This is a genomic window from Streptomyces sp. NBC_01314, assembly GCF_041435215.1.
Lineage (GTDB): Bacteria > Actinomycetota > Actinomycetes > Streptomycetales > Streptomycetaceae > Streptomyces.
The window spans coordinates 7,112,938-7,138,889 of record NZ_CP108394.1 but is presented as its reverse complement, the minus strand read 5'-3'; the positions used below and the strand labels follow the sequence as shown (position 1 = coordinate 7,138,889).

Genomic DNA, 25,952 nt, shown 5'->3' with positions numbered 1-25,952 from the left:
CACGGCTTGTCGACTTGGCGTCAAACAGCCTCTAGCCGGTGGCGCCCGCACGCTCTAGAGTCGCAGACGAACGGCCCCGGCCCCCGGCCCCGGCCTGTCGTGCCCTTCCGGGTGGTCCGAGTCGCAAGACCTCCCGTGTCGCCGTCGGGTTACTCCCGCAGCCCGAGCGCGCACGGTCGAGGACCAGCCCGGTCGGCGCCCCCAGGGGGGAGCGGGTCGTCGACCGGGCCAGGTGTGCACTCCCGGGGGCCGCTCTCACGGTCCTGTTCAGGTCGGGATCCTGTTCCGGTCGGGAGTTCCGGGTCGGGATCACGCTCAGGCGGGCCCCGTTCCCGTCAGGTCCCGTTCCACTCAAGGTCCCGTCCCGCTCAAGTACGCGGAGACGACGACGTTCGCCGTATAGGTGCGGCTCGTCTTGTCGAAGGTGCCGCCGCAGGTGACGAGGCGGAGTTCGGCGCGCCCCGACTGCCGTACGCCGTAGGCCTGTTGGGCGTCGAAGTCCTTGCGGCCGATGACCTGGACGTCGTCCACGGTGAACTCGACGATCCGCCCGTCGCTGCGGGCGACCCGGATCTTCTCGCCGACGCGCAGCGCGCTCAGCTTGTAGAAGACGGCGGGCCGGGTCTCGGTGTCGACGTGCCCGACGAACAGCGCGGTGCCGGTAGCCCCCGGCCGCGCACCGCCCGCGTACCAGCCGACGACGCCCGGCTGACCGTAGGAGGGCGGTTCGATCGCCCCTTCCCGGTCGAGGCCGCGCGCCACGACCGGCGCCTGCACACCCATCGCGGGGATGTCCAGCCGCTGCGGGCGCGCGCCTCTCAACGGCTCGGCGGCGGGCGGCAGTTCCGCATGGGCGGGCCGCCCGACCGCCGCCACGTCGCCGGTGGTCGGCGCGGACCCACCCGCACGTACGTCGGTGACCTTCAGGCTCCACAGCCACAGGCCGAGCAGCAGCACGGCCCAGGCGACACCGGCGACGACACGGCCGGTTCCGCCGCCGGACCTGGTCTCATCCCAGGTTCCGCCGTCGTCGTCGAAGTAGTCCCGTCCGGACACGGCGCCTCCTCACTCCGTACCGCGGGTGCGGCTCCGGCGTGCGCCCCGCGCCACGACCGCCGCCGCCGCGACCCCGACGAGGATCAGCCCGACCACCGCGTGGCGGGTGCCGGGGCCGGCGTGCCGGGCGTCGTCCATGAAGTTGGCCGGATCGGCCGAGCCCCGCCCGTCCGCCGACCCGGCCGCCGCGAGCCGGGCCGCCGCTCCGCCGCCGCCCGCCCGCACGGGGGCGACCGGGGAGGCGGGGGACGAGGGCCGCGGGGAGGAGGCGGGCCTGGTGGCCGGCGGTTTGGAAGCCGGTGGTTCCGTGGCCGGCGGTTTGGAAGCCGCTGGTTCCGTGGCCGGTGGCTTGTGGCCGGCGGGCTTCCCGTCGCCGACCTTGATGGCCCCCGTGACCTTGTCTTCCTTGCCGTCGCAGGTGATCCGTACTTCGTAGGTGCCGGGTTCGAGCGAGGACCGTACGCGGGTCTCCCCGGCGAGCGTGCCGAGGCTCCTGCCTCCGAGCTGGGTGAGCAGCGCGTCCGCGACGAACGCCTTCGAGGCGGCCGTTCCGGACCTGCCCCCGCAGCCCTCGGCCCGCACCTGGATGTCGCTGCCGGGCGCCGGTGAGGCCGGCACCACCGAGACGTTTCCCGAATCGGCCGCGCGGGCCGGGGACGCCGACGCGGTCAGCGCGGCCGCCACCACCGTGGCGGCACAGAGAGCGACTCTCAATGAGCCCATGGTGAACCTCCAGACACCTGAGACTCCCCCGCCGGACACCGGGCCGCATCCGGGGAGGGCCCGCGGCTGCTCCGTACGGGTGTCCGGAGGTTTATCCCGCCGCCCAGGGGCTCAACGGGTTCGGTGGACTCAGCGGGTTCAGATGCGGTCGACGAGGTCCGCGATCGAGTTCACGACCTTCGACGGGCGGTACGGGAACTTCTCGATCTGCGCGGAGGTCGTCAGGCCGGTGAGGACGAGGAAGGTCTCCATCCCGGCCTCGATGCCCGCGAGGACGTCCGTGTCCATGCGGTCGCCGATCATCGCGCTGGTCTCGGAGTGCGCGCCGATCGCGTTCAGGCCGGTGCGCATCATCAGCGGGTTCGGCTTGCCCGCGAAGTACGGCTTCTGCCCGGTCGCCTTGGTGATCAGCGCGGCCACGGCTCCGGTCGCCGGCAACGGGCCCTCGGTGGAGGGGCCGGTCTCGTCCGGGTTGGTGGCGATGAACCGGGCGCCGCCGTTGATCAGCCGTACCGCCTTCGTCATGGCCTCGAAGGAGTATGTGCGGGTCTCTCCGAGGACGACGTAGTCGGGCTGGTGGTCGGTGAGGACGTACCCGATGTCGTGCAGCGCGGTCGTCAGGCCCGCCTCGCCGATCACGTACGCCGTGCCGCCGGGCCGCTGGTCGTCCAGGAACCGTGCGGTCGCCAGGGCGGAGGTCCAGATGTTCTCCACGGGCACGTCCAGGCCCATGCGGGCGAGGCGTGCGTGCAGGTCACGCGCTGTGTAGATCGAGTTGTTGGTGAGCACCAGGAAGGGGCGCCCGGATTCGCGCAGCTTCTTTATGAAGGCATCGGCGCCCGGGATCGGCACGCCCTCGTGGATGAGCACACCGTCCATGTCGGTGAGCCACGACTCGATGGGCTTGCGCTCTGCCATGTGCGATCTCCTGCCGGCCTCTGTCGATTTCCCGCCGTACGTCCGTACATCCGTACGTCCGAGTCCGCCCCAACCCTAGTGAGGCCTGGCTGAAAAGAGGAGGCCGATCTTGGCCGCTGAGATCGTCCTCATCAGGTCAGCGGGCACGTCGGCGGACGGCCACCACCAGGAGCCCGCCGACGGACAGGAGGAGAAGCCCGGTCACATAGGGCAGCGCCTCGCGCGTACCCGATTCGGCCAGCTCGTCGGCGTGCGGCCGCCCGCTCCGTACGGCCTCGGGATCACCGTCCGCGGCACCGCCGCCGTCCTGGTCGACCTCTTTCCCTCCGGTTTCCTTCCCGACTTCCTCTCCGTCTTCCTCCCCTGCTTCCTCTCCGTCTTCCTCTCCGTCTTCCTCCCCTGCTTCCTCCCCTGCTTCCTCCCCGTCTTCCTCCCTGGCTTCCTCTCCGTCTTCCTCTCCGTCTTCCTCTCCGTCGGTGATCCGGAAACGGTAGTCGTCCGACTCCCCCACCCACTCGCCGTCGTCGCCCCGCCGCTCGACGACGGCCGCTTTCGCCACGACGTCGTTCGGTACGGCCGCGTCGGAGGTGAGGGCGAGGCGGACCCTGACGGTGAGGGTGCGGCCGGGCGGCACGGTGAAGCCTGTTCCGCCGCCGTCCCCATCTCCGCCGAGGACCCCGACCAGTTCGTCCGAGTCGGTCCGTTCGAAGGTCACCGGGTGGGCAGTGGTGCTTTTGGCGTCCTCGTAGAACTCCAGCTGCGGCTGCGTCCGCTTCAACGTGCGGGCGCCGTCCACCAGCACGACCACCGGATGGATGTTCGCGCAGGTACGGGAGGTGGTGTTGGTGAGCTCCAGCGCCCAGGTGTGGAAGCCGCCGCCGGCGACGTAGGTGGCGGGGCCGCCACGGATACGGGTCCGGATCGGGAAGGCGCCGCTGTCGGCACCGGCACAGGTGGGCTCACGGTCGTCCGCTGCCGCGAGCGAGGGCTCGGGGGCACCGTCGAGCGCCACCGCGGGACCACTGACGAGGGCGGCCGCTGTGGCGAGGGCGAGGGGCAGACAGGGACACAGTCGCATGAACACATGACCATGCCATCTGCCTGCGCCAAGGGGCCCCGCCACGCCTTGGGGGCGGAGGACTGGGGCGGAAGTCCGCTCGATCAGCCGAGCGAGGGGCGCTTCCTGCCGGACCGGACCGGGCCGTCGGACCGGGCCGTCGGACCGGGTTGTCGGACGGGGCCGTCGGACGGGACCGACCCGGACATCGGGCCGGACCGGCCCTGAGCACCGCCTCGAAGGCCCCTCACCCGTCCGCACGCCCGAACAACGGCGCGAGCAGCAACTGAGCCGCCCCCTCCGCGACCCACGACGCCCCGCCCTCGACCGCCCGCACCGGCACGTCCGGATCCTCTCCCTGCCGCCGGGCCCACGCGTCGAGCACGAACCCCACCCCCCGCACGAACGCCTCGGGCCGGGCCTCGACCGTGCGCCCGCCCAGCAGGACGAGCTCGATGTCGAGGAGCCCCACGAGGTTCGCGGCACCGGTACCGAGCACCCGCGCCGCCTCGTCCACGTCTCCCCGCGCCATCGCCGCGAGGCACAGCGCCTCGACACACCCCCGGTTCCCGCACTCGCACAACGGCCCGTCCAGCTGGACGACCTGATGTCCGAACTCACCGGCCCGGGTCCGGGCCCCCCGGTGCACCGCCCCGTCGATCACGAGCCCGGCGCCCAGCCCCGTACCGAGGTGGAGGTAGGCGAAGGAGCCGTGCGCCCCCGAGACCGCCGCGAGCCCGAGCGCCGCCGCGTTGGTGTCCTTGTCCACCACCACCGGCATCCCCAGCCGCCGCGCCAGCGCCGCCCGCAGCGGAAACCCGTCCCACTCCGGGAACCCGGTGACCCGGTGCAGGACGCCGTGCAGATGGTCGAGGGGGCCGGGGAGGGCGACACCGACGCCGAGTACGGGCAGGAGGGGAGAGCCGTAGGAATCGTGTGCGGGGTCGACCGGCATCGCGGTGCGGCTCTCGCTCACCCCCGTCAGCAGCGCCTCCACCTCCCGCGCGGCACCCTCGACCACGGTATCCGCCCCGGCTCCCAGGTTCAGCGGCGCATGCCGCTCCGCGACCACCGCGCCGGTCAGATCGCAGAGCACGGCCGTCAGCTCGTCGCGGTCGAGGTGGAGGCCGACCGCGTGCCCGGCGTCGGGCACGAGTCGCAGGACGGTGCGCGGCTTGCCCCCGGTGGACGCCCGGTACCCCGCCTCCGTCAGGAGCCCGTCCGCGCGCAGCCGGGCGGTGATCTTGCTGACGGCCTGCGGGGTGAGCCCCGTCCGGTCGGCCAGCTCGAGCCGGCTTATCCCGGCCAGGCCGGCGGTACGCAGCAGGTCCAGCACCAGCGCTCCGTTGTGGCTGCGCAGGGCGAGAAGATTCACGCCGGTCACTCCTGCGGTACGCCCGTTGCCGTTGCCGTTGCCGTTCACCCCTCCATTGTCCCTCGCGCTTGCACTTTGGCAACAGCGTTGCTTAAGTGGGCGGTATGACAGGCACCAGCACAGACAGGCCCCTACGCGTCGCCGTGGTCGGCTACGGCCTCGCCGGCTCCGTCTTCCACGCCCCGCTGATCGCCGCGACGGAGGGCCTGACCCTCGACACGGTCGTCACCTCGAACCCGGAGCGGCGGGCACAGGCCCGCGCCGAGTTCCCGGAGGTACGGTTCGCGGCCACGGCGGACGAGCTGTGGGGCCGGGCGGAGGAGCTGGACCTGGTCGTCGTCGCCTCCCCGAACAAGACGCACGTCCCCGTAGCCACCGCCGCGCTGGAGGCGGGCCTCGCGGTCGTCGTCGACAAGCCCGTCGCCGGTACGGCGGCCGAGGCGCGCGAGCTGGCCGCCCTCGCGGACTCCCGGGGCCTGCTCCTCTCCGTCTTCCAGAACCGCCGCTGGGACAACGACTTCCTGACTCTCCGGGGGCTCCTCGCCGACGGCGAGCTGGGCGAGGTCCGTCGCTTCGAGTCCCGCTTCGAACGCTGGCGCCCCCAACTCAAGGGCGGCTGGCGCGAGTCCGGCGACCCCGCAGAGATCGGAGGTCTCCTCTACGACCTGGGCAGCCACGTCGTCGACCAGGCCCTCACCCTCTTCGGCCCCGCCGCCCTCGTGTACGCCGAGTCCGACCTCCGCCGCCCCGGCGCCGAGACGGACGACGACACGTTCATCGCCGTCACCCACGCGAGCGGCGTCCGCTCCCACTTCTACGCCTCTGCCGTCACCCCCCAACTCGGCCCGCGTTTCCGGGTGCTGGGCTCCGAGGCGGGTTACGTCAAGTACGGCCTCGACCCCCAGGAAGCGGCCCTCCGCGAAGGCGAGCGTCCCGCGCCCGGCGCCGACTGGGGCCTGGAACCCGAGAACCTCTGGGGCCGCGTGGGCGCCGGCGACTCCCCGCTGACCGACGGCGGCCGCCCCGTCCCGACCCTCCCGGGCGACTACCCGGCGTACTACACGGCCGTGGCCGCCGCCCTGCGCGGCACCGGCGAGAACCCGGTCACGGCACACGAGGCGGCCGCCGCGCTGGACGTACTGGAAGCGGCGCGGAAGTCGGCGAGCGAAGGTGTGGCGGTGAAGCTGTGACAACCGACGCCAAAACCTCCCCCTCCCCCTCCCCTGCCTCTGCCCCCGCCGCCCCGAGCATCGACGAACTCGAAGCCCAGGAACGCCGCCTGATGCTCCCCCGGTTCACACACGAGGACGCCTGGACCTTGGGCTCCCTGCTGGTGGACCTGGCCCGTGAGCGGAACGCCCCCGTCGCCATCGACATCCGCCGCGGCCCCCAACAGCTCTTCCACGCCGCCCTCCCCGGCTCGACCCCGGACAACGACGCCTGGATCGACCGCAAACGCCGAGTGGTGGAGCACTACGCCAACTCCTCCTACCTCATCGGCGCCCGTTTCCGAGCCAAGGGCACGACCTTCGAAGCCTCGTCCCGCCTGGACCCCGACCACTACGCGGCCCACGGCGGCTCCTTCCCCCTGGCGGTAGAGGGCACAGGCGTGATCGGCACGGTCACGGTCTCGGGCCTCCCCCAACTGGAGGACCACGCGATGGTGGTGGAAGCACTGGAACGCTTCAAGCGCGACCTGTAACTACCGGGTCCGAGCCGCGCCCCTTCACCCAGGGGCGCGGAGAACCGCACGATGCTTCAGGACCGGGGAGAACTGCCCGTTTCCAGGACCACGGCAAACTCCGCGCCGCTCTACGACCGAGGGAACCCACGCGTTTTCAGGGCCACGGCGAACTCCGCGGCGCTTTACGACCAAGGGAACCCACGCGTTTCAGGGGCGCGGGGAACTGCGCGACAAGCCACACCCAGCCCGCAGCCACCAACGAACCGCAGCCCCCACCCCCTCAGGCACCCGGCCCCCAAGCGGAGCGCCTACGCGTTCTTGAACTCCTGCCGTTGCCGGCCGAGCCCATCGATCTCCAGCTCCACCACAGCCCCGGCCCGAAGGAACGGCTTCGGCTCAGGCTCCCCCAGAGCCACCCCCGCCGGCGTCCCGGTGTTGATGACATCCCCGGGATAGAGCGTCATGAACTGACTGACGTACCGCACGACTTCACTCACCGCGAAGATCTGCTCCCCGGTCGTCCCGTCCTGCTTCAACTCCCCGTTGACCCACAACCGCAGCCCCAGCTTCTGCGGATCGGGAACCTCGTCCGCGGTCACCAACCACGGCCCCAACGGATTGAACGTCTCGCAGTTCTTGCCCTTGTCCCACGTGCCCCCGCGCTCCAACTGGAACTCCCGCTCGGACACGTCGTGCGACACGGCGTACCCGGCGACATGCGCGAGCGCCGCCTCACGCGACTCGACGTACCGGGCCGTACGCCCGATGACGACCGCGAGCTCGACCTCCCAGTCCGTCTTGGTCGACCCGCGCGGCACCAGCACCGTGTCGTGGGGCCCGACCACCGTGTCCGCCGCCTTGAAGAAGATCACCGGCTCGGCGGGCGGCTCGGACCCCGTCTCACGCGCGTGGTCGTGGTAGTTGAGCCCGATGCAGACGATCTTGCCGATACGGGCGAGCGGCGGCCCGATCCGCAGCCCCGCCGCGTCCAGGACGGGCAGCTCACCGCTCTCGGCAGCGGCCCGGACCCTCCCGAGCGCCTCGTCGTCCGCGAGCAGCGTGCCGTCGATGTCCGGGACGACGCCCGACAGGTCCCGCAGGACTCCCTCGGCGTCGAGCAGCGCGGGGCGCTCCGCACCCGCCGTACCGACTCGCAGCAGCTTCATGGTCGCCATCTCCCTCGATCGTCCGCCGCCCGACCGATGGGTGCAGCCATCGGAGGACTGGTCGATCCTCCAAGGTCACGGTCCACTCCGCAATACCCGGCTCACGGACTGGACCGCCCCACGCCCCGCTCCTCCCCGCCCGCCGCTCTACCGGGCGGCGGCGGCCGACGAGGCACCGGTACCGCTGCCGGTGCTGGTACCGGCAGCGGCCCCGGCCGCGGTCACGGGCAGCGGGTAGAGGAAGGCCCGCTCCACCGCACTCCACGTCGTACTGGTCACCACGTACAACGCGGCCGCCAGCGGCACCACCGCCACGCTGACCAGCGTGAAGAAGGACATGAACGGCATGAACTTGCTGACGGCCCCCATGCTGGCCGCCATCCCGGGCACCTGCTCGTCCGACACGGCCGGCATCCCGGCCGCACCCGCCGCCATCATCCGCTTCATACGGCGGAAGTTGAACGCCGCGACCCCGGTGACGATCACGAACAAGCCCACGTAGACGAGCCCCTGCGCCCCGAACACGCCGCCGTCGCCCAGCGCGTCGTGCCAGCGGTCGCCGAGCGGGGCCGCGAAGAGCCGGTGGGTGAGGAGGGCGTTGGCCTCGCCGCCGATCGTCCGGTTGGAGAACAGGTGGTAGAGGAGGAAGAAGGCCGGCAGCTGGCAGAGGCTGGGCAGGCAGCCGGAGAGCGGCGACACCTTCTCCTTCGTGTGCAGCTCCAGCATGGCCTTCTGCAGTTTCTCCGGGTTCTTCGCGTGCTTCTTCCGCAGCTCCGCGATCTGCGGCTGCAACGCGACCCGCGCCCGCTGCCCCCGCGCCGCCGCCCGGGACAGGGGGTGCACGAGCAGCCGTACGAGTGCCGTGAACAGGACGATCGCGACGGCCGTCGCGGAGGCGTGGAACAGCGGCTGGAGCAGATCGGCGAGGCGCGCGACAAGGTCGGCGAAAACGGACATGAGTGGGAGCCCTCCAGGGGGTCTCGTCGTGCCAGGAAGGGGTCGTCCGGGGACGAGACGTCGTTCGGTGACGCCGTCGGGTGATGTCGTCCGGTGACCCGGGGAATGGCGCGACGGCCCGCGGAAAGGGCACGTGCAGACAGGTACTACGTCAGCTGGCTGGGAGCGTGCCCTACGCGGTGGCCGTCAGGAGGGCACGTCCGGGCGCCCGGGGCCGTGTACGGCCGCGAGCGTCGGGATCACGTTGGGACAGGAACGCCGTACGGCGCTCACGGTCCCGTATGGCTGTCCGTACGCGTGTACGGGGCACGACGGGCGCGCAGCGCGAGGCGATCACCGCGCAGGCGGCGAACGCGGAGCCGGCCGCGGCGGTCGCGGCGAAGGCGACGGCAGCGGAGAGCGTGCCGGTGTCCAGCACCGAGAGTTCGAAAAGGACGAGGAGCAGCACGGCGACGGGGCGCGGATCGGCCCAGGCCCGGAACATGGCTCACTCCCCCTTCTGACGCTTCGGCCTCATGCTGTCGCTTCGGCCTCATGCCTTGGTGACGCACTTTCGGCCCGTACGGCCGGTCACCCTTTCCGTTTATACAGGACGCCACTGACGATCGGGGCGGTGGGCAGTGGGTCGCCTTGCTGGATGGCCGGGGGTTCTGGGCGGTGGCCAGGAAGACGGAGAAACGCCCCGGACGGCAGGGCCTGTCCGGGGCGGTCCTCCGGCTCACTGGATCGGGGAGTCGGGCGGGGGAAGCCGGATGACGCGCTCCCGGTCGAGCGATTCGACGCCGTCGATCGCCTCCAGGACCGGGATCCGTTCCTCCGCGACGGTTCCGGAGAGCGTGCCGACGATCGGCTGCTCGCCCGTGACCGTCAGTCCGGCCCGGCGTAGGGCCTCGACGACTTCCGCGAACCGGTCGGGGTCGACCGCGAGGACGACCCCGACCGGCTCGGACGGGGACGCCTCGCTCACGGGGCCTGGAGCAGGCCCGAGCCGACATCCCTGACGGGCTGCGCCATCGGGAACGCGCCGGCCTTCAGACGGGCCACGAGATCGGCCGCGGACACGTTGGGGTGCGCCTCGGCCAGCAGGGCGAGGACACCCGCGACGTGCGGCGTTGCCATGCTCGTGCCGCTCAGGTTCTGGTACCTGCCACCAGGGGCAGCCGAGCGCACGTCCCTGCCGGGAGCGGCGATGTTGATCTCGCCGCCCTGGCCGTTGACGCCTCCGTTGGAGAAGGACGACGGTGTGAGTGCCCTGTCGAGAGCGGCCACCGCGAGGATGGAGGGGCAGTTGGCGGGCCGGCCGACAGGCTGAATGACCGGGGGCCGCTCGCTTTCGTTGCCCGCCGCGGCGACGATCACTGTCCCGCGCTCGAGCGCGCGCTTGGCCAGGATCTCGTACGTCTGCGGGAAGAGCTCACCCTGCTGGACCCCCGCGCCGAGCGACATGGAGATCACCCGCGCGCCACGGGCGACGGCCCAGGCCATGCCCGCCAGGACCTGGCCGTCGGTGCCGCTGCCCCTGTTGTTGAGGACCTTTCCGGCGAGGATGCGGGCGTCGCAGGCAACGCCGTAACGGGGTCCCTCCTGGGGTTTGGCCGGGCCGGCGACGGTGCCGATGCAGTGGGTGCCGTGGCCGTTGCGGTCCTCGACCGCCTCGCCGACCACGAAGGACATGGTGTCCTCGATGCACCCGACCAGGTCCGGGTGGGTGATGTCCACGCCGGTGTCGAGGACGGCGACCATCACACCGCGTCCGGTCAGATGGGTCAGGTTCGCCCGGATCGCCTGCAGGCCCCAGGTGAAGCTCTGTTCGTCCGAGGCCGGGCCCTGGGCGGCGGCGATTTCGGCCCTGGTGTGGCGGTCGACAACCTCGTCGTCACTGCGGTAGGCCGGGTAGAACTCGGTCGGCGCCTGCGTCGGGGCGGTGATCGGCATGGCGTACACCATGCGCTCCGGCTCCGCCGCGATGATCGCCGGGTCGGCCTCGGCCGCGGTCACCAGCGCGTGGCGCTGGTCGGGCCGCACCTCGACGACGGCGGCGGCCAGTTCCTCGAAGTGCACCGAGACGTCGGGTCGCTCCAGCAGTTCGGAGACGTTCCCTACCTCGGTTCCGCGGACACGTTCGACGGTCGCGATGTCGGCGGAGGAACGCAGTGCGTTCAGTCCGCTCTCCTGGTTGCTCGGGTCGAGCAGGACCACGTACCGACCGGTGTACTCCGCACCCTGGCCGGTGGCGGCACCATTGGGTCGGTTGGGCTGCCCGTCGAAGGCACGCCTGTCCATGGGTCCGTTCGCCATTGAATTTCCCGCTTTCTGTGCGCTACCCCCGAGGGTTCGTGGACGCGCGTCGAATCATGGGGCGTCGGCAGTTGAGGATGCGCCAGGTTCGTGGGCGCGGCCGAGCCGCGCGTCGACGCGCGGCGCCATCGCCTCCGGCGACGCAGTCCGTGCTGGACCGTTGCCTGCGCGAGGCGCCTCGAACACCGTCGCATCGGGCGCGAAGGTCGGCAACACAGTGCCGCCGCACGTGGCAGGAGCCGGCCCCACAGCCCTGGCAACGGCCCCCGTTCACCTGAGCCGCACCGACCGGAGCTTCCCCCACACCACAAGGCGGTACGTGGAGGTGTAGGCGGGCGTGCAGGTGGTGAGCGTGAGGTAGTGGCCGCGCTCGCCGTACCCGTACGACGGCCGCACGTCGCTGCGCGGGACGGACCGCAGGACCCCGCCGTCGCCGGGCGCGGTCTGCGGGAGCGTCCGGTCGACGACGTACGTGTGGACGGCGTCCCGGGTCTCGACGCGGACCTCGTCACCGGGTTCGAGCCGGTCGAGGTGGCGGAAGGGCTCGCCGTGGGTGTTGCGGTGCCCGGCGAGCGCGAAGTTCCCGGGCCGGCCGGGCTGCGCGGTCCCCGGGTAGTGCCCGGCGTACCCCTTGTCGAGGACGTCCGCCCGGCCGACCCCCTCGGCGACGGGCACGCGGAGGTGGAGGCGGGGGATGACGAGGACGGCGTAGGCCTCGGCCGGGCGTGGCGACGTGGACGGCCCGGTGAGCGGGGCCGGGGCGGCGAGCGGTACCCGCCCCTCGTCGAGGTCACCGGTGGCCGACCGCTCCCTCCCCCAGTCCCTCTCCAGCGCGGCCACCTCCCGAGCCGCCCCCTCCTGGGCCTGCCGGTTGGTCCACCACAGCTGATGGGCGACGAAGAGCAGGAGGACGAGCCCGAGGGTGACGGCACACTCGGCGGCGACCCGGAGCGCACGGGAGTGGGCGACTTTCATCTCCCCTTCTCACAACCCTTGAAAGAAAGAGGAGAAAGCGCTGTCACACCTCTCGACAACCTCACCTTTCACCCCTGACTCTTCCGATGGCGCAACTGAGCAGTTGTCCCCACTGAGCAGTTGCCCGCACCGAGTAGCTACCTGCACTGAGCAGTTGTCCGGCATTGAGAGTTGTTGCACTGCGTAGTTGTTGCACCGAGCAGTTCGGAAGGTGGCCGGTCCCCCAACCCCACCTTTCCCTCCCTTCGGCACCCGCATCCCCCGGAGCTGACATGACTGCATTCCCCGACCCCAAGGACAACCAGGCGAAACCCACCGCGGAGACCCCGGCCCCGGCCACCGAAGGCCCCCCGACGGCCTTCGGCCGCAGAGCCCTCCTGGCCGCGGCCGGCGGCGCGGTGGTCGGCACCGCCCTCGGCACGGGCACGGCACACGCGGACGCGACCATCGCCATCAACCCCGCGACGAAGTACGGCACTTGGGAAGGCTGGGGCACCTCGCTCGCCTGGTGGGCCAACGTCTTCGGCGCCCGGGACGACTTCGCCGACCTGTGGTTCACCACCAAGACGACGACGTACAACGGCACGGCCCTGCCCGGCCTGGGCATGAACATCGCCCGCTACAACCTCGGCGCGAGCAGCTGGAACACGGTGGAGGGCTCGACCATGGTCGAGTCGGCGAACATCCCCGCGTTCAAGCAGATCGAGGGCTTCTGGCAGGACTGGAACAACGAGGACCCGAACTCCTCCGCCTGGGACTGGACGGCGGACACGAACCAACGCGCGGCCCTGACGAAGGCGGTGTCCCGGGGCGCGACCACCGAACTCTTCGCCAACTCCCCCATGTGGTGGATGTGCTCGAACCACAACCCCTCGGGCGCGTCCGGCGGCGGCAACAACCTCCAGACCTGGAACTACCGCCAGCACGCCTCCCACCTGGCGGCGGTCGCCCTTCGTGCGAAGAACAACTGGGGCGTGAACTTCGCGACGGTCGACCCCTTCAACGAGCCGGCGGCGTCGTGGTGGACGGCGACCGGCACCCAGGAGGGCTGCCACATGGACCCGGCGGTCCAGGCCGCCGTACTCCCGTACATGCGCAGCGAGTTGGACGCGCGCGGCCTGACGTCGGTCCGCATCGCAGCCTCGGACGAAACGAACATCGACACGGCCCGCTCGACGTGGAACTCCTTCGGCGCCTCCACGAAGTCCCTGGTCAGCCAGGTGAACGTACACGGCTACCAGGGCGCGAACGGCCGCCGCGACCTCCTGTACACGGACGTGGTCACCACCGCCGGCAAGAAGCTCTGGAACTCGGAGACGGGCGACAGCGACGGCACGGGCTGGACCCTCGCCCGCAACCTCTGTTACGACTTCCGCTGGCTGCACCCCACGGCCTGGGTCTACTGGCAGGTGATGGACCCGACGGCGGGCTGGGCGATGATCGCGTACGACGCGAACACCCTCCAACCGACGACGGTCCAGACCAAGTACTACGTAATGGCACAGTTCAGCCGCCACATCCGCCCGGGAATGACCATCCTGGACACGGGCTCCAGCTACACGGCGGCGGCGTACGACGCGGCGGCGAAGCGCCTGGTGATCGTGGCGATCAACACCGCCACCTCCGCCCAGACCTTCACCTTCAACCTCTCGGGCTTCACCACGGTGACCGGCGGCACGAACGGCCTGGTCCCCCGCTGGAACACCCACACCTCGGGCGGCAGCGACCGCTACCGCGCCTACTCGGACACCCGCCTGAGCGGCAAGTCGGTGGCGGTGCCGTTCGCGGCGGGAGCGGTGCAGACACTGCAGATCGACGGGGTGACGATCTAAGGAGCCGACCGGAGTCGGACCGGAGCCGAGCGCGGGCGCGCGGGCCGGGGGTCACCCCCGGCCCGCGCCCCGGCTCGGGGCGGCCCGGCGCGGAGGACGCTCTCGCTTCCCGCGGCGCCCTGGCCTGCTCCCCGCACCCCTGCACCTACCTCAACCCGTACCTCACCTCCGTCCCCCATGGGGCAGTACCGTGTCGTCCATGCGCCCCGACACGCCTGCCGAGAACGTCGACCACAACGCCGAAGCGGCACGCCTGGAGCGGACCGCCGACCTCTACCCGGAGGACGCCGAGCACCTGCTCCTGCAGGCCGCGGCCCACCGGGAACTCTCCGGCGACCGCCCCACCGCGACGGCCCTCTACGACCGCCTACTGTCGTCGTCCGTCCCTCTCGACAACCCCCACCTCGTACGAGCGCTGAAAGCCGCCAACCTCTGGGAGTACGGCCACGAGGCGGAGGCCCGCGCGATCATCGACGGAGTCCGCGCCGCGGCCCCGCGTGACCCGGCCCCCTGGGTGATCGTCGCCGAGGCCCTGGAGTCCCACGACGAGCTGGAAGCGGCCCAGGACACCTTCACGGCAGCCGTGACCCTCCTCCTGACAGACGTCCCGGAACCCCCGTACGCCACCCGCGCCCTCCTCTTCGGCCGCCACCGCGTCCGCCGCATGCTCGGCTCGGTCCACGACGAGTGGGACGCCGTGGCGGACACCCAGCACTCCTCCTCGGTCTCCCTGGACGAGCTGCACGACCCGAAGCGCGTGTGGTCCCTGGGCTCGGACAACCCGGCGGAACTCCAGGCCGAAATCTCCCGCCTACGGGCAGAGTTGGGCGCCTACCGCGAGGCCCTGTCCCGCCCCTTCCCGGTAGCGGTCCTCCACTGGCCGGCGAACGAACTGAGCGAACTGGTAACGGCGTACCCGGGCCTCTCCACCGAATACCCGTCCCACGAGGAGCACTTGGCGACCATAGAGTCCTCGCTACGAGAGCTCTCCTCCTCAGGCACCCCGAACCTGGGCATCGTCACGGGCACGGTCCCGTCCTACGAGGCCTTCGCCGCCTCGGAGGGCTCCTCCCCGGCCGACGCGACACTGCTGCCGCAGTACGCGACGACGTTGGCTGCGCGGGGGTTGGCTGTGGAGTGGCCGCCGCAGCGGGGGCGCGCTTGTTGGTGTGGGTCGGGGCGGGTTTATGGGGAGTGCCACGGTAGCGAGGGGTGATCAACAGGCTGGTGCGGGGCAACCCACCCGGGGCGCCCCTCTCAGCAACCCGGCTCGGCACCACGAGGGACTACTCCCTCGTGCACAAAGAGCGCCGCCGCCTTAGATGAGGGTTGATTACTCTGTCCTGATGACCAAAAGGATTGAGTCGGAACTGGTGGTTGACCTGCGGGGTAGGCCGATCGAGACGCTCGACGACTTCTGGGACGCCGTAACTGAGCCTTGCGGACTGCCGGGGTGGTTCGGCCGGAACACGGAAGCCTGGCGGGACACCATCCAGACACGAGGCATCTCCGAGGCCATCGACAGCTACGACGTCCTGGTCGTGCACGTGGACAAGCAAGGAGTCTTCGCTGCCCGGAACCGTGAGGCCCGCGCCCTGCGAAGTGCCTTTTCGGGGAAGCAGTCGCGACTGGTCGTGCACGAGCTGCTCTGATCACCGCGTCGAGCGGGATCAGGTGAGGATGGCCGCCAGGTGCCGTCGACGGCACACCTGATCAGGCCTTTGTGTGCCGTCTAGAAGGAACCGAGCTCGTCCGGCAGGTCCCGCCACGGCGAACAGGTGCGGTACTTCCACGCGATGGCTTCAAGGGTGCGGCGGCGGTCGGCCCACCGCCGACCGCGGACCGGATTGGCCGGCATCAGCGGCTTGATCTGGCCCCACATCGCATCAGTGATCACTAACCGGATGGACACGTCTGATCAACTGACCAGCCCACCAAAGAGACACGCCCTAGCGCGCCCTAAGCGCTGTCCCGCAAATGATCGACGATGTGTTCGTTGACCAGCCTGTTCTTCGTCAGCCGGCCAGGGTGAGGTTGTGGAGGCGGGCGATGCCGAGCATGGCGTAATGGACGCCGTCGCCCTTGAGACGGCAGTCGCGGAGGATCTTCCAGGTCTTCATCCGGGCGAAGGTGTGCTCGACGCGGGCGCGGACCTTGCGATGGGAGGTGTTGTGTTCCTCCTTCCAGGCCGGGAGTTCGGTCTGGCCCTTCTCGCGGCGGTGAGGGATGACCAGGCCGGTGCCCCGGCAGCCGCCGTCCGCGATGACCGTGGTCTTACCGACGGCCTCCTTTGCGCCGGACAACTCCCATGCCTTGCAGTCGTTGCGGTTGCCCGGCAGTGGCCAGCCGACAGCGACGACGAGTCGTGTGTCGGCGTCGATGACGACTTGATGGTTGGTGGAGTACCGGCAATTCTTCGACTGCTCGGCGACGGTGTGGTCGCGTGTGGGCACCAGGGTGCCGTCCACGATCAGCACGGTGTCCCGGCGGAACCGCTTGCGTGGCTGGAGCGCAAGCGCCGGGCCGAGGTCGTCGACCATGCGATCGGCCGCGGACTTCGACACCCCGAACAGTGGTGCGAGTTGGCGCAGTGTGAGGTTGGTGCGCCAGTACGCGGCGACCAGCAGAACCCGATCCTCCAGGGGCAGGCTCCACGGCCTGCCCTTGCGCACCGGATCCGCACCCTCACAACGCAACGCGCTGATCTGCTTGTTGAACTGACGCGGGCTCAACCCGGTGAACGGGCTTTCCAGGACGGCTCCGACGCCGTGATCACACCAGCCACGGCGAGATCATTTCAGTTGCCGTCGCCCGTTCCTCAGGCCGATCCTGTGGGCTCGGTCAACGAGGAGGACACGTGGGGCTCGTTCTGTTCCCAGGAGACGACGACACCAGCAGCCCGGATGTGTCCTGGTCCCACACCGGCTTCGGAGTGTTCCGGCGGTGGCTGGCGCAGGCCGAGGGGTTCGAACTAAACGAGATGGGCGGCTTCGGTGGACAGCGCCCCTGGAACGACGTCTTCACCACCCTGGCACCACTCCTCAATCATCCCGACGACGACGGCCCCGACCTGACACCGATCCAGTGCGCCGCGATCCTGCCCCGCCTGCGAGAGATCGCCGACCAGCCGCAAGAGGGAAGCATCGACCCGCTCCTCCAACGCCACCTCGACGACGCCCGCCAGTTCGTGGTCGTCCTGCAGCTCTGCATCGAGAAGGACGTCGACCTCCTCTTCGGCTGACGTCGGCCGGCGCCAACGGCTAACTGTGACCAGCAGTTACGGGACAACTCTTAGGGAGCCCGGAGGAGCGTGTCAGCTTCGAGCCAAATCGGCCGCTGGAACAGGGCCTGCCGTCCGCAGGGCTCCCACTGGTGAAGGCCAACGCGACAGCCGCTCGGGCCTAGTCGGGCAACGACAAAGGGCTCCCGACACCTGCGGGTGAGCTCGGAGCCACACGCCGACATCGACGAGCCTTCCCTAGCTCACGGGCTCGCTCATCACCGCCACCCACTCATGTCACCGAATTGACAGTTGTTAGGGTCATGACATGACGACCAAGGCTAGCGCGATCGTTCCCGGAGATGTGCGCACGCGGGCAGAGATCAGGCAGGCATTCGGAGGAAGCGGACAAGGCGGCATATGCCCCTCCGTTGAAAAGCAGAGTGTCAACCTCTATTCGGACCCCGCTGTCGGAGAGGTCAACGGATACTACGATGGCTGGCTGGTCGAGGAAGACGAACTGGGGCCCACTTTCGAGTACACCGGGGCTGGGAAGTCCGGCAACCAGACATTCGCCGGGATCGCGGGCTCAGGCAACCGAGCCATCTTACGTCACGCTGAACAGAATCGAACGCTACGAGTTTTCACACAGGTCGGCTTAGTTCCCAATAGTGGAACCAAGACTCATCAGTACCTCGGGGAATTCACTCTGGACACACTGGAACCTTACGTGTGGCGCAGAGTACACGGCGAGGACGGCAAGGAACGCAACGTAATCGTTTTTTGCCTTCGGCCAGATGGGGACTTTCAGCGCTCATCAAAGAACCTGATCCCAGCCGCGACAGATACCACCTGGGAACTTGTCCCCTTCGAGATAGTGACCGCGGCCACCCTCCATCGTGATCCCGCGACTACCGGGGAAATGCTAACTTCCAAGCAGCGAAAGAAAAAAGCGAGCCCTCCACGAAAGGCTGCCGAGAATTCTGCCACCAGTGGCACATTTGTCGTGTCAGAGGCTTTCAATAAGAAGATGAGTCTCCGCTCGTCCGCCGCTGCCCACATCGCCGTTCGCCGTGAAGCCGAACTGACTCGCACCTACATGGCCTATCTGAAATCTGTCGGACATAAAACCGGCGCCTTCCAGATAAAAGTCAAAGGCCTCACGTCCACCCTAAAGACAGATCTCTATGACGCGACGGAACATGTGCTCTACGAAGCCAAAGGTTCTAGCGCACGTGAGGAAGTAAGAATGGCCCTGGGACAGATTCTGGACTACAGCCGTTACGTGCGGACCAAGGATCACCCCGAGCCGCCCAAGCGCGTCATCCTTCTCCCAGCAGCGCCCGACCTGGACATGTTCGACCTGTGTAAATCGCACGGAGTGGAAATAGTATACAGAACAGAAAATGGTAGCTTCATCGGGGAATCATTACCCGCCGATTAGCCCATTGGCGCCTTCTCCCTCACGGGCCTTCCAACATCTTAAGGGGCCTACCCGCGGGAGTCATGCGCCAGCGACGCGAAATAACGCCGAGGCGAGTGGCTCCCGCATACGGCACAAGGTCCAGCGGATTCATCCACGCATCAGAGAAGTGAATATTTAAGTGCAGCGCGAGAGCCAGTAAAATATCCTGAGATGCATCCGTATCGATTTGCGCGAGCAGTGACCCCGGCCCGGGTGAGCGTTCGAGCAGATGATCAACGGGGTTCTGCCACTGAAGTTGCCCCTTGCCCAGCACCCAGACACTATCAGGCCATTCGACTGGCGGCCGGGTTTGACACCATTCCATGAGGTGACTACCAATGGTCTCCAATTTGAGACTACTAAAGGCGATGATGATCCCAGAGGTTGGGAAGAAGTCGTAAGTTTTCCCGTAGGCCGACGTTTTCCGCGAGATAAGGCCAGGCGTCGGGCGATATGAATTCTTCGACATACTCCGCAGCTTGCTGATCTTGTTACACGCGTCTACGAGTTGATCCTTGTCCAGTTTGGTCTTCACTTCGACAACGCCATAAACGCACTCATTTGGGAGGATTCGATACCCGTTCAGAGTAGTGAAGGGTGGGGTACCTCGATCCGCGAGAACGATGTCGCACTGAGGAGAGGTCTCCCCTGAAGCAGTGACAATCTCGGCGTTATGTATCGTTTCCACATGGGATGGCAGATAGCTGGCGAGAAACTCACGAACAAGAGCTTCTCGGGAAGTTCCCGCTTCTCCGTTGTGACTGAAGTTCCTGGACTGCTCGAAGTCTGCGCGCATCCGCATGGCAACTGAGCTGAGGATGCTTCCAAGTTTCTCTTGAGGCATGAAATAATTCTAGGCAGGTACACCGGCCACTGCAGCTACGGAAGGCAACTCGGCCCTCTCCCCCATCCAGCAGTCGGCCATCCTCTGCGCACTGTCAGCGCCCTCTGTTACACATGGGCACAACTGCTGAGCGTTCAAGGGAGTCAGAGTGTCTGAGTCGGGGGATCTCGCGCAGCCGGCCGTGGGGGCGTACGAGCAGCTCATCACCGTGCGCTTCGAGCAGACGCTGAAGGAGTTCGCAAACCTCGGATGGCATCCGGTGAGCGACACGGTGGGAGCCGAATCCGTACCCCACGTCCTAGCAAGGCACATCGCCCGGACAGTACGTCGCGTACTGCAAGGCCTCCCTGCCGAGGAGCGGGTCTACGCGGTGAACCACATCCTGGAGTCCATCAGCACGCTGAAGGGAGCACAGGAGTGGGTGGAGTTGGTGGCGGACGGACCTCGTCAACTCCTGGCGCTGACCCGACAGGAGGCCCCCGGTGTCTTCGCTGTCCGACCCGGTATCCCACTCTCCGACACCGCACTCATCACCAACGCACCGGAAGACCCCAGCCTGGGCTTCGAGTTGCGTGCAGAGCTCGCCACTGCTGATCGCGTCGACCTGCTCTGCGCGTTCGTGAAGTGGCACGGTCTGCGCATCATCGAGCAGTCCTTGAAGGCAGCCCGCGAACGGGCCGTGCCCGTACGTGTCATCACGACGACGTACATCGGTGCCACCGAGCGGCGCGCACTGGATCGGCTGGTGCGGGAGTTCAACGCGGAAGTCAGGGTCAACTACGAGACGAGGTCAACTCGCCTCCACGCCAAGGCTTGGCTGTTCAGGCGAAAGAGCGGTTACGACACTGCGTACGTCGGCAGCTCCAACCTCTCCAAGGCCGCGCTGCTCGACGGGTTGGAGTGGAACGTCCGGCTGTCGTCCATCGCCACACCCGACGTATTGCGAAAGTTCGACGCAACCTTCGAGGCGTACTGGAGCGACCCGTCCTTCGAGCTGTACGACCCGGACACCGACGGCGCTCGACTCCAGGAAGCATTGGCGATCGCCGGGGGCACCTCGAACACCTCAGCCTCGGATCGCAGGATCACCCTGTCCGGTCTCGAAGTACGACCCTACGCCCATCAACGCGACATGTTGGAGCGCCTCGAAGTCGAGCGCAAAGTGCATGACCGGCACCAGAATCTGCTGGTCGCGGCGACAGGTACCGGCAAGACCGTGATGGCAGCACTGGACTACAAGCAGCTACGCAAGAAGCACGGCCGTGACCTGCGGCTGCTGTTCGTCGCTCATCGCAAGGAGATTCTCCAGCAGTCCCTACGGACCTACCAAGACGTCTTGGTCGACGCGAACTTCGGCGAATCCCTGCACAGCGGGGAGATTCCGGAGCGCTGGACGCATGTTTTCGCCAGCGTGCAGTCACTGAACGCGCGCACCTTGGACCAGCTCGCTGCTGATCACTTCGACGTGATCGTGATCGACGAGTTCCACCACGGGACTTCGCCGACGTACCGGAAGATCCTCGATCACTTCGAGCCGCTGGAGCTGCTTGGACTGACTGCGACTCCCGAGCGCATGGACGGCAAGAACATCCAGGACGAGTTCTTCGATGGGCGCATCGCTGCCGAGATGCGGTTGTGGGAGGCCTTGGAGAACGACCTACTTAGCCCCTTTCACTACCTCGGCATCAGCGACAACACCGACCTGAGTGCGGTGAAGTGGCATCGCGGGGCGTACGACGCAAGCGCGCTGAGCGATGTGTTGTCCGCCAACCGCGCGCGGGCGTTGCTGGTCTTGAAGGCCGTTGAGGAGAAAGTCGCCGATCCAAGTGCCATGCGCGCCTTGGGCTTCTGCGTCTCTGTTGCGCATGCGCACTTCATGGCGGAGTCCTTCCGCAAGGCTGGCCTCAACGCCGTTGCCCTGTCTGCCGGGACCTCTGCCGAGGAGCGCAAGCAGGCCCTGGCTGACCTCACCTCCGGGGCGTTGCAGGTGATCTTCTCGGTCGACCTCTTCAACGAGGGCCTGGACATCCCCGACGTAGACACTCTGCTCTTGCTACGCCCCACCTCCAGCGTCACGGTGTTCTTGCAGCAGCTCGGCCGAGGTCTCCGGCGTACCGAAAACAAGGCGGTGCTGACCGTGTTGGACTTCATCGGCCAGCACCGCAAGGAATTCCGCTTCGAGAACCAGTTCCGCGCCCTGACGAACCTGACCCGCAAGCGGCTCTTGGACAACATCGAGCACGACTTCCCGCAGCTCCCGTCCGGCTGCCAGATCATCCTTGAGGAGAAGGCCAAGAAGACCATCATCGCCAACATCAAGGACCAGATCGGCGTCAACGTCACAGCACTGGCGCGCGAGGTGGCGGACTACGCCGAGCTGAAACTCAGCCGCTACCTCGACGAGAGCGGGCGCGAGCTCAAGGAGCTGTACCGGGGCAACGGAAACGCTTGGACGGGTCTACTCCGCCGCTCCGGCCTCCTGAAGGGTGAGGCTCCGGAAGGCGAGGCCGCACTGCTCAAGCGCATCTCCGCGTTCCTCCACGTGGACGACCCGCTACGGGTCGCCGCGTACACGCGAATGTTGGAAGACGATGCCCCCGCCTACACCGCCCTGGACGAGCAGGGGCAGGCCTATGCTCGTATGCTCTTCTTCCAGTTGTGGCCACTCGGCGGCATCGTCCGCAAGGGGTACGCCAACTACGACGCCGGGTTTGCAGCCCTGCAAAAACAGCACGCGGTCCGCAGTGAGCTGCGCCAGGTACTGGAGTACAACCTCGCCCACACCGAGCACGTACCAATCCCTCTCTTGGGCTTGGGTGGTCAGGGAGGCGTCCCCCTCACCGTGCATGCCTCGTACAGCCGCGAAGAGATCCTGCCTGCGTTGGGGCAGTCGTACATCGGCGGCTTCATGCCGGCCGACTTCCGCGAGGGCGTGAAGTGGTGCGACTCGATCAAGACGGACGCGCTCCTCATCACGCTGGAGAAAGACGAGAAGGACTTCTCGCCGCAGACCAGGTACCACGACTACGCACAGAGCGAGACTCTCTTCCACTGGGAGTCCCAGAATCAGACTTCCGTGGCTTCCCCCACTGGCCTGCGCTATCAGCATCATGTCGCTGAGGGCAGCCACGTCCTGCTCTTCGTGCGCCGCTACAAGAGCACCGACATGGGCGGCGCCCAGCCGTGGATACTCCTCGGCCCGGCTGAGTACGAGAAGCACACCGGAAGCAAACCGATGGCGATCACGTGGAAGCTGAAGCACGAGATGCCAGCGGACGTGTGGACGTACTCGACGATCAAAGCCGGGTAGCGCCACAGGTCGAGTCAGCCCACCACCCCCACTTCCGCTGCAAAGCGCATCTGGGCTCGGTCCAATGCGTCATCAGCATCCCTGCCATGCGCCCGGAGCCAGTGGAGAAGATCAGCAATAGCACCGATCGCTGCTTCCTCTCCCGTAGCTGCACGCAGCCGACCGGACCCAGCTGCGGGCGGCGGCTCTGCCGCGGTGTAGAGGCAGAGCACCTCCTCCGCTCTCGTAACGTGGGGCCCCCCGCGATGCCCGTCGGGCGAGATCAAGGCGGTAGGGAGCTCGCACCACGTCACCTTGCGATCGGCGAAGAGCTGGACGCCCCACCGGTCAGCGATGAGGGCAATGAGCTCCATTCCCCTTCCGTTTTCGGAGTTGACGCCTTGACTCAGGAGCATGGGCAGAGCGCGAGTATCGGGGTCATGGACCTCGATCCGCAAGCGGGTGCTCTCCATGGAAACCGCGAGGGTGGTGGGAGTACCAGGACCGACGTGAGTGATCACGTTGGAAACGAGCTCGCTGACGCAGAGCTGAGCTGCGTCGATGAGATCGTCGAGGCCCCAGAGCCCCAAGTGAACCCTCAGCACACGCCGTAGAGCTGCAACTTCCTCGGGCTCCGCCAGGAACTGAAGATCCCAGGGCTTCCTTGGCATGCAGATCGTGCAGTCCATGCTCAACTCCTTCTCGCCTGCATCAAGTTGCGCAACGCATCCAGCCGCACACTTAGAGTTGCACTGGAAGTCTCAAAATGGAACTCTCATCAGCGTTGGAGTAGGAGCGCGCTGTCACACCTCACGCCCCCGGCGCACACCATCTTGCCGACCTATCCAGGCAACCAGGACGATCTAACGGATCGATACGAAGGGCAGCAAACATGCCAATTGGACCCACCACGCGCAGGCGCCAACTAGGTGCGGACCTGCGCCGCCTTCGCGAGCTCAAGGGGCTGACCCTTGAGGAGGCAGGCACACGCGTAGGCATCTCAAAGGCGACGCTGAGTCGCTACGAGACGAAAGAAGGCACAGTCAAGTGGCCGGCCGTGGACGCCCTTTGCCGCGAGTATGGAGCCATCGACGAAGAACGTCTGGCTCTGGTCGAGCTCGCAAAGGGAGCCAAAATTCAGGGCTGGTGGCGGTCGCTCGACGATCCGATCCCCGACTCCATGAACCTCATGCTCACGCTTGAGGACGAGGTTGTACGCGAAGACCACTACGCCTGCATGTACATCCCTGGCCTGCTCCAGACCCGCAAGTACGCGGAAGCCGTTCACCGAGCTTCGGAGGTCGAATGCGCGGAGCGGGAAGTGCAGCACATGGTCGACATCCGAATGAAGCGACAGGAGCTCCTTGAACGGGACGAGCCCCCGCACGTCTGGTGCGTTATCGACGAAGCAGCCATCCGGCGCAGGGTCGGGGGGCGTGAAGTCATGCACGAGCAGCTACAACACCTACTCATCATGGGCGAGCGCCCAAACATCACAGTCCAAGTACTCGCCTTCTCAACAGGCGCTCATGCAGCGGCAGTTGGCAGCTTCGCTATCCTGCGCGGCCCGAAGCCCGAACTGGACGTGATCTACGTCGACCTGCTCGGTGGGGGGCTCTTCATGGAGAAGCCTCAGGAACTGGGGCGCTATAGGTTGGCGTTCCAGTACCTGAGCGCGCAGGCGCTCGATCTTGAGTCTTCAGCGACACTGATCGACCGTCTTAAAAAGGAGACGTGATGACCGCATTGCCCAAACACTTCTGGTTCAAGTCCTCTTACAGCGGAGGGAGCGGGACAGAATGTGTCGAGTGCGCGCACACCGGAGACGCTACTCTCATACGCGATTCAAAGCGTTCCAGAGAAGCTCTAGTCGTTGTTCGAGGTCAAGCATGGAATTCATTCACAGAAGCACTTAAAAACACGACGTTGGGAAGCTGAGACCAATCATTTTTTGTACTTTAGTCAGGGCCCGCGACGGATGCTCTTCGTACTCAGGGCACCGAGTGGAGCCGCCGTTACGTACTGGACGCCGTCCAACTGTTCCTGACCGTCGACTTCAGGGAACAGGCCCAGGACCGAACATGTTCACCCCACCCCCCAGAAAGATCTCACCTCAGACGCGAGCGTGTAGGACACTCCTCATGGGACTGCGGACGACAAGGAGCAGAAGTATCGCGTCGAAGCCGTGGAGTCCCTGATCCAGCAGCCCCACGCGTTCCCGTACGAAGTCGTGGTCGTGGATGACGGCTCCGACGACCACCGCACGCTTCGTGCCATCTCGCTGTGCGCCGAGCGCACCGGCGTCCGCATCGTCCGCCAGGAGCACAGCGGGCACCACGCCGCGAGGAACGCCGGCATCAACGCTGCCGGCTTCGAGTTCGTGATGCAGCTCGACGCCGACGACCGGCTCGCCACGGCACCCGAGTTGTTGCAGGCCGGCAGCTACCCGGACCAAGCCGTCAAGCTCCTCACGACGCACCAGCACGTGGCCTTCGTCCACACCATGTCTCGGATGATCGGCGACTTCGACGGGCTCACCATCTCCTCCTACCCCTGCCGCGAGGAGTTGGTCCTGCGCAAGCACCACGTGCCCACCTCGATCGTCTGCCGCCGTAACGACGCCGTCTGCGGTGGTCTCTACGACCCGCACGTACGGAAGTGGGGGGACTGGGCGTTCGCCGTGAACCTCCTCGCCGGGCGTTTCCGCAGGGGCGACCAGAACCACATCGTGTGCATCGGCGGCCCGCTGCACGAGTACCGGATCCACTCGCGCACACGACGGGTCTCCAACGTCGAGATCTCCGAGTTCGAGATGACACTGCTCGTGGTCGAGAAGAACCTCGACCTGTTCCGGCACCACTTCAACCGCGACGACTCGGCCGAGGACATCACGCGCGACGTCCTCGCCTCGAAGCCGTCTCGGCTCGTCGACCTGATCCGGATGGCCGAGTTCGACCTCGAACAGGCCCTGACGGTCGCCCGCCAGCGGGAGTTCTCTCTGTCGAGCCCCTTCGAGTGGCTGGGAATCCCATAGAGAGAACCCACTTACGAAGGAAGCCCCGGACGATGTCCGGGGCTTCCTTCACTGCTCTG

Annotated in this window: 23 protein-coding genes and 3 pseudogenes; 11 read left to right on the top strand and 15 right to left on the bottom strand. The window is 67.6% G+C overall.

Annotation, left to right across the window (positions count from 1 at the left end; genetic code table 11):
* Positions 1–351: 351 nt before the first annotated feature.
* The 5 genes from OG622_RS31525 to OG622_RS31505 all read right to left on the bottom strand — a co-directional run bounded on the left by OG622_RS31525 (position 352) and on the right by OG622_RS31505 (position 5,177).
* Complete coding sequence (locus tag OG622_RS31525) at positions 352–1,056, bottom strand: class F sortase (RefSeq protein ID WP_371580003.1); 705 nt, start codon at positions 1,054–1,056, stop codon at positions 352–354.
* A gap of 9 nt (positions 1,057–1,065) precedes the next feature.
* Positions 1,066–1,779, bottom strand: a complete 714-nt coding sequence (locus OG622_RS31520) for a hypothetical protein (protein WP_371580002.1) — start codon at positions 1,777–1,779, stop codon at positions 1,066–1,068.
* 138 nt (positions 1,780–1,917) lie between these two features.
* Positions 1,918–2,697, bottom strand: coding sequence for an HAD-IIA family hydrolase (locus tag OG622_RS31515; RefSeq protein WP_371580001.1), 780 nt, complete (start codon positions 2,695–2,697; stop codon positions 1,918–1,920).
* A gap of 136 nt (positions 2,698–2,833) precedes the next feature.
* Positions 2,834–3,775: a cell wall protein gene (locus OG622_RS31510; RefSeq protein ID WP_371580000.1), complete on the bottom strand. Its 942-nt coding sequence runs from the start codon at positions 3,773–3,775 to the stop codon at positions 2,834–2,836.
* A 226-nt stretch (positions 3,776–4,001) separates the two neighbouring features.
* On the bottom strand, positions 4,002–5,177 hold the full coding sequence (locus OG622_RS31505; protein ID WP_371579999.1) for an ROK family protein: 1,176 nt from the start codon (positions 5,175–5,177) through the stop codon (positions 4,002–4,004).
* Between the two features lie 56 nt (positions 5,178–5,233).
* Here OG622_RS31505 and OG622_RS31500 point away from each other — a divergent pair, with 56 nt between their 5' ends.
* Entirely contained in the window at positions 5,234–6,319 is a 1,086-nt protein-coding gene (locus tag OG622_RS31500; RefSeq protein WP_371579998.1) for a Gfo/Idh/MocA family oxidoreductase, read from the top strand.
* Positions 6,316–6,831, top strand: coding sequence for a heme-degrading domain-containing protein (locus tag OG622_RS31495; protein ID WP_371579997.1), 516 nt, complete (start codon positions 6,316–6,318; stop codon positions 6,829–6,831). The genes OG622_RS31500 and OG622_RS31495 overlap by 4 nt, the downstream gene beginning before the upstream one ends.
* A 290-nt stretch (positions 6,832–7,121) precedes the next feature.
* Here OG622_RS31495 and OG622_RS31490 read toward each other — a convergent pair whose 3' ends face one another.
* The 6 genes from OG622_RS31490 to OG622_RS31465 all read right to left on the bottom strand — a co-directional run bounded on the left by OG622_RS31490 (position 7,122) and on the right by OG622_RS31465 (position 12,209).
* Entirely contained in the window at positions 7,122–7,979 is an 858-nt protein-coding gene (locus tag OG622_RS31490; protein WP_371579996.1) for a fumarylacetoacetate hydrolase family protein, read from the bottom strand.
* A 147-nt stretch (positions 7,980–8,126) separates the two neighbouring features.
* Entirely contained in the window at positions 8,127–8,936 is an 810-nt protein-coding gene (locus OG622_RS31485; protein ID WP_371579995.1) for a YidC/Oxa1 family membrane protein insertase, read from the bottom strand.
* Positions 8,937–9,108: 172 nt separating this feature from the next.
* Positions 9,109–9,420 (bottom strand): DUF6412 domain-containing protein, encoded by a 312-nt coding sequence (locus tag OG622_RS31480; RefSeq protein ID WP_037703485.1) that lies wholly within the window; start codon positions 9,418–9,420, stop codon positions 9,109–9,111.
* 234 nt (positions 9,421–9,654) lie between these two features.
* Positions 9,655–9,903 carry a hypothetical protein gene (locus OG622_RS31475; protein ID WP_371579994.1) on the bottom strand — a complete coding sequence of 83 codons (249 nt, stop codon included), beginning with the start codon at positions 9,901–9,903 and terminating at the stop codon, positions 9,655–9,657.
* Positions 9,900–11,234 (bottom strand): S8 family serine peptidase, encoded by a 1,335-nt coding sequence (locus OG622_RS31470; RefSeq protein WP_371579993.1) that lies wholly within the window; start codon positions 11,232–11,234, stop codon positions 9,900–9,902. Before OG622_RS31470 ends, OG622_RS31475 begins: the two co-directional genes overlap by 4 nt.
* Before the next feature lie 270 nt (positions 11,235–11,504).
* On the bottom strand, positions 11,505–12,209 hold the full coding sequence (locus OG622_RS31465; RefSeq protein WP_371579992.1) for a class E sortase: 705 nt from the start codon (positions 12,207–12,209) through the stop codon (positions 11,505–11,507).
* Positions 12,210–12,481: 272 nt separating this feature from the next.
* Between OG622_RS31465 and OG622_RS31460 the strand changes: the two genes are divergently transcribed.
* The 3 genes from OG622_RS31460 (at position 12,482) to OG622_RS31450 (ending at position 15,693) form a co-directional block, all read left to right on the top strand.
* Positions 12,482–14,041 (top strand): beta-1,6-galactanase, encoded by a 1,560-nt coding sequence (locus OG622_RS31460; RefSeq protein WP_371579991.1) that lies wholly within the window; start codon positions 12,482–12,484, stop codon positions 14,039–14,041.
* A gap of 199 nt (positions 14,042–14,240) precedes the next feature.
* On the top strand, positions 14,241–15,257 hold the full coding sequence (locus OG622_RS31455; RefSeq protein WP_371579990.1) for an SEC-C metal-binding domain-containing protein: 1,017 nt from the start codon (positions 14,241–14,243) through the stop codon (positions 15,255–15,257).
* A 130-nt stretch (positions 15,258–15,387) separates the two neighbouring features.
* Positions 15,388–15,693, top strand: coding sequence for a barstar family protein (locus OG622_RS31450; RefSeq protein ID WP_371579989.1), 306 nt, complete (start codon positions 15,388–15,390; stop codon positions 15,691–15,693).
* A gap of 83 nt (positions 15,694–15,776) precedes the next feature.
* Here OG622_RS31450 and OG622_RS31445 read toward each other — a convergent pair.
* Together OG622_RS31445 and OG622_RS31440 are read right to left on the bottom strand one after the other, a co-directional pair.
* Positions 15,777–15,953: pseudogene (locus OG622_RS31445) on the bottom strand (transposase); the annotation flags it as partial.
* Positions 15,954–16,056: 103 nt separating this feature from the next.
* Positions 16,057–16,826, bottom strand: a pseudogene (locus OG622_RS31440) (transposase).
* A 72-nt stretch (positions 16,827–16,898) separates the two neighbouring features.
* On the opposite strand from OG622_RS31440, the gene OG622_RS31435 reads away from it, so the two are divergent.
* Together OG622_RS31435 and OG622_RS31430 are read left to right on the top strand one after the other, a co-directional pair.
* Positions 16,899–17,282 (top strand): hypothetical protein, encoded by a 384-nt coding sequence (locus tag OG622_RS31435; RefSeq protein ID WP_371579988.1) that lies wholly within the window; start codon positions 16,899–16,901, stop codon positions 17,280–17,282.
* Between the two features lie 307 nt (positions 17,283–17,589).
* A complete protein-coding gene (locus OG622_RS31430; RefSeq protein WP_371579987.1) occupies positions 17,590–18,705 on the top strand; it encodes a hypothetical protein in 1,116 nt (371 codons plus the stop codon).
* Between the two features lie 19 nt (positions 18,706–18,724).
* Here the strand turns inward: OG622_RS31430 and OG622_RS31425 are convergent, their stop codons facing one another.
* Positions 18,725–19,570, bottom strand: coding sequence for a DUF6602 domain-containing protein (locus tag OG622_RS31425; protein ID WP_371579986.1), 846 nt, complete (start codon positions 19,568–19,570; stop codon positions 18,725–18,727).
* A 148-nt stretch (positions 19,571–19,718) separates the two neighbouring features.
* Here OG622_RS31425 and OG622_RS31420 point away from each other — a divergent pair, with 148 nt between their 5' ends.
* Complete coding sequence (locus tag OG622_RS31420) at positions 19,719–22,880, top strand: DUF3427 domain-containing protein (RefSeq protein ID WP_371579985.1); 3,162 nt, start codon at positions 19,719–19,721, stop codon at positions 22,878–22,880.
* 14 nt (positions 22,881–22,894) lie between these two features.
* On the opposite strand, the gene OG622_RS31415 is transcribed toward OG622_RS31420, so the two are convergent.
* Positions 22,895–23,548, bottom strand: a complete 654-nt coding sequence (locus OG622_RS31415; RefSeq protein WP_371579984.1) for an ATP-binding protein — start codon at positions 23,546–23,548, stop codon at positions 22,895–22,897.
* A gap of 203 nt (positions 23,549–23,751) precedes the next feature.
* On the opposite strand from OG622_RS31415, the gene OG622_RS31410 reads away from it, so the two are divergent.
* The 3 genes and pseudogenes from OG622_RS31410 to OG622_RS31400 all read left to right on the top strand — a co-directional run.
* Positions 23,752–24,597 carry a helix-turn-helix domain-containing protein gene (locus OG622_RS31410; RefSeq protein ID WP_371579983.1) on the top strand — a complete coding sequence of 282 codons (846 nt, stop codon included), beginning with the start codon at positions 23,752–23,754 and terminating at the stop codon, positions 24,595–24,597.
* A complete protein-coding gene (locus OG622_RS31405; RefSeq protein WP_371579982.1) occupies positions 24,597–24,797 on the top strand; it encodes a DUF397 domain-containing protein in 201 nt (66 codons plus the stop codon). Before OG622_RS31410 ends, OG622_RS31405 begins: the two co-directional genes overlap by 1 nt.
* A gap of 238 nt (positions 24,798–25,035) precedes the next feature.
* Positions 25,036–25,893: pseudogene (locus tag OG622_RS31400) on the top strand (glycosyltransferase); the annotation flags it as partial.
* Positions 25,894–25,952 lie beyond the last annotated feature (59 nt).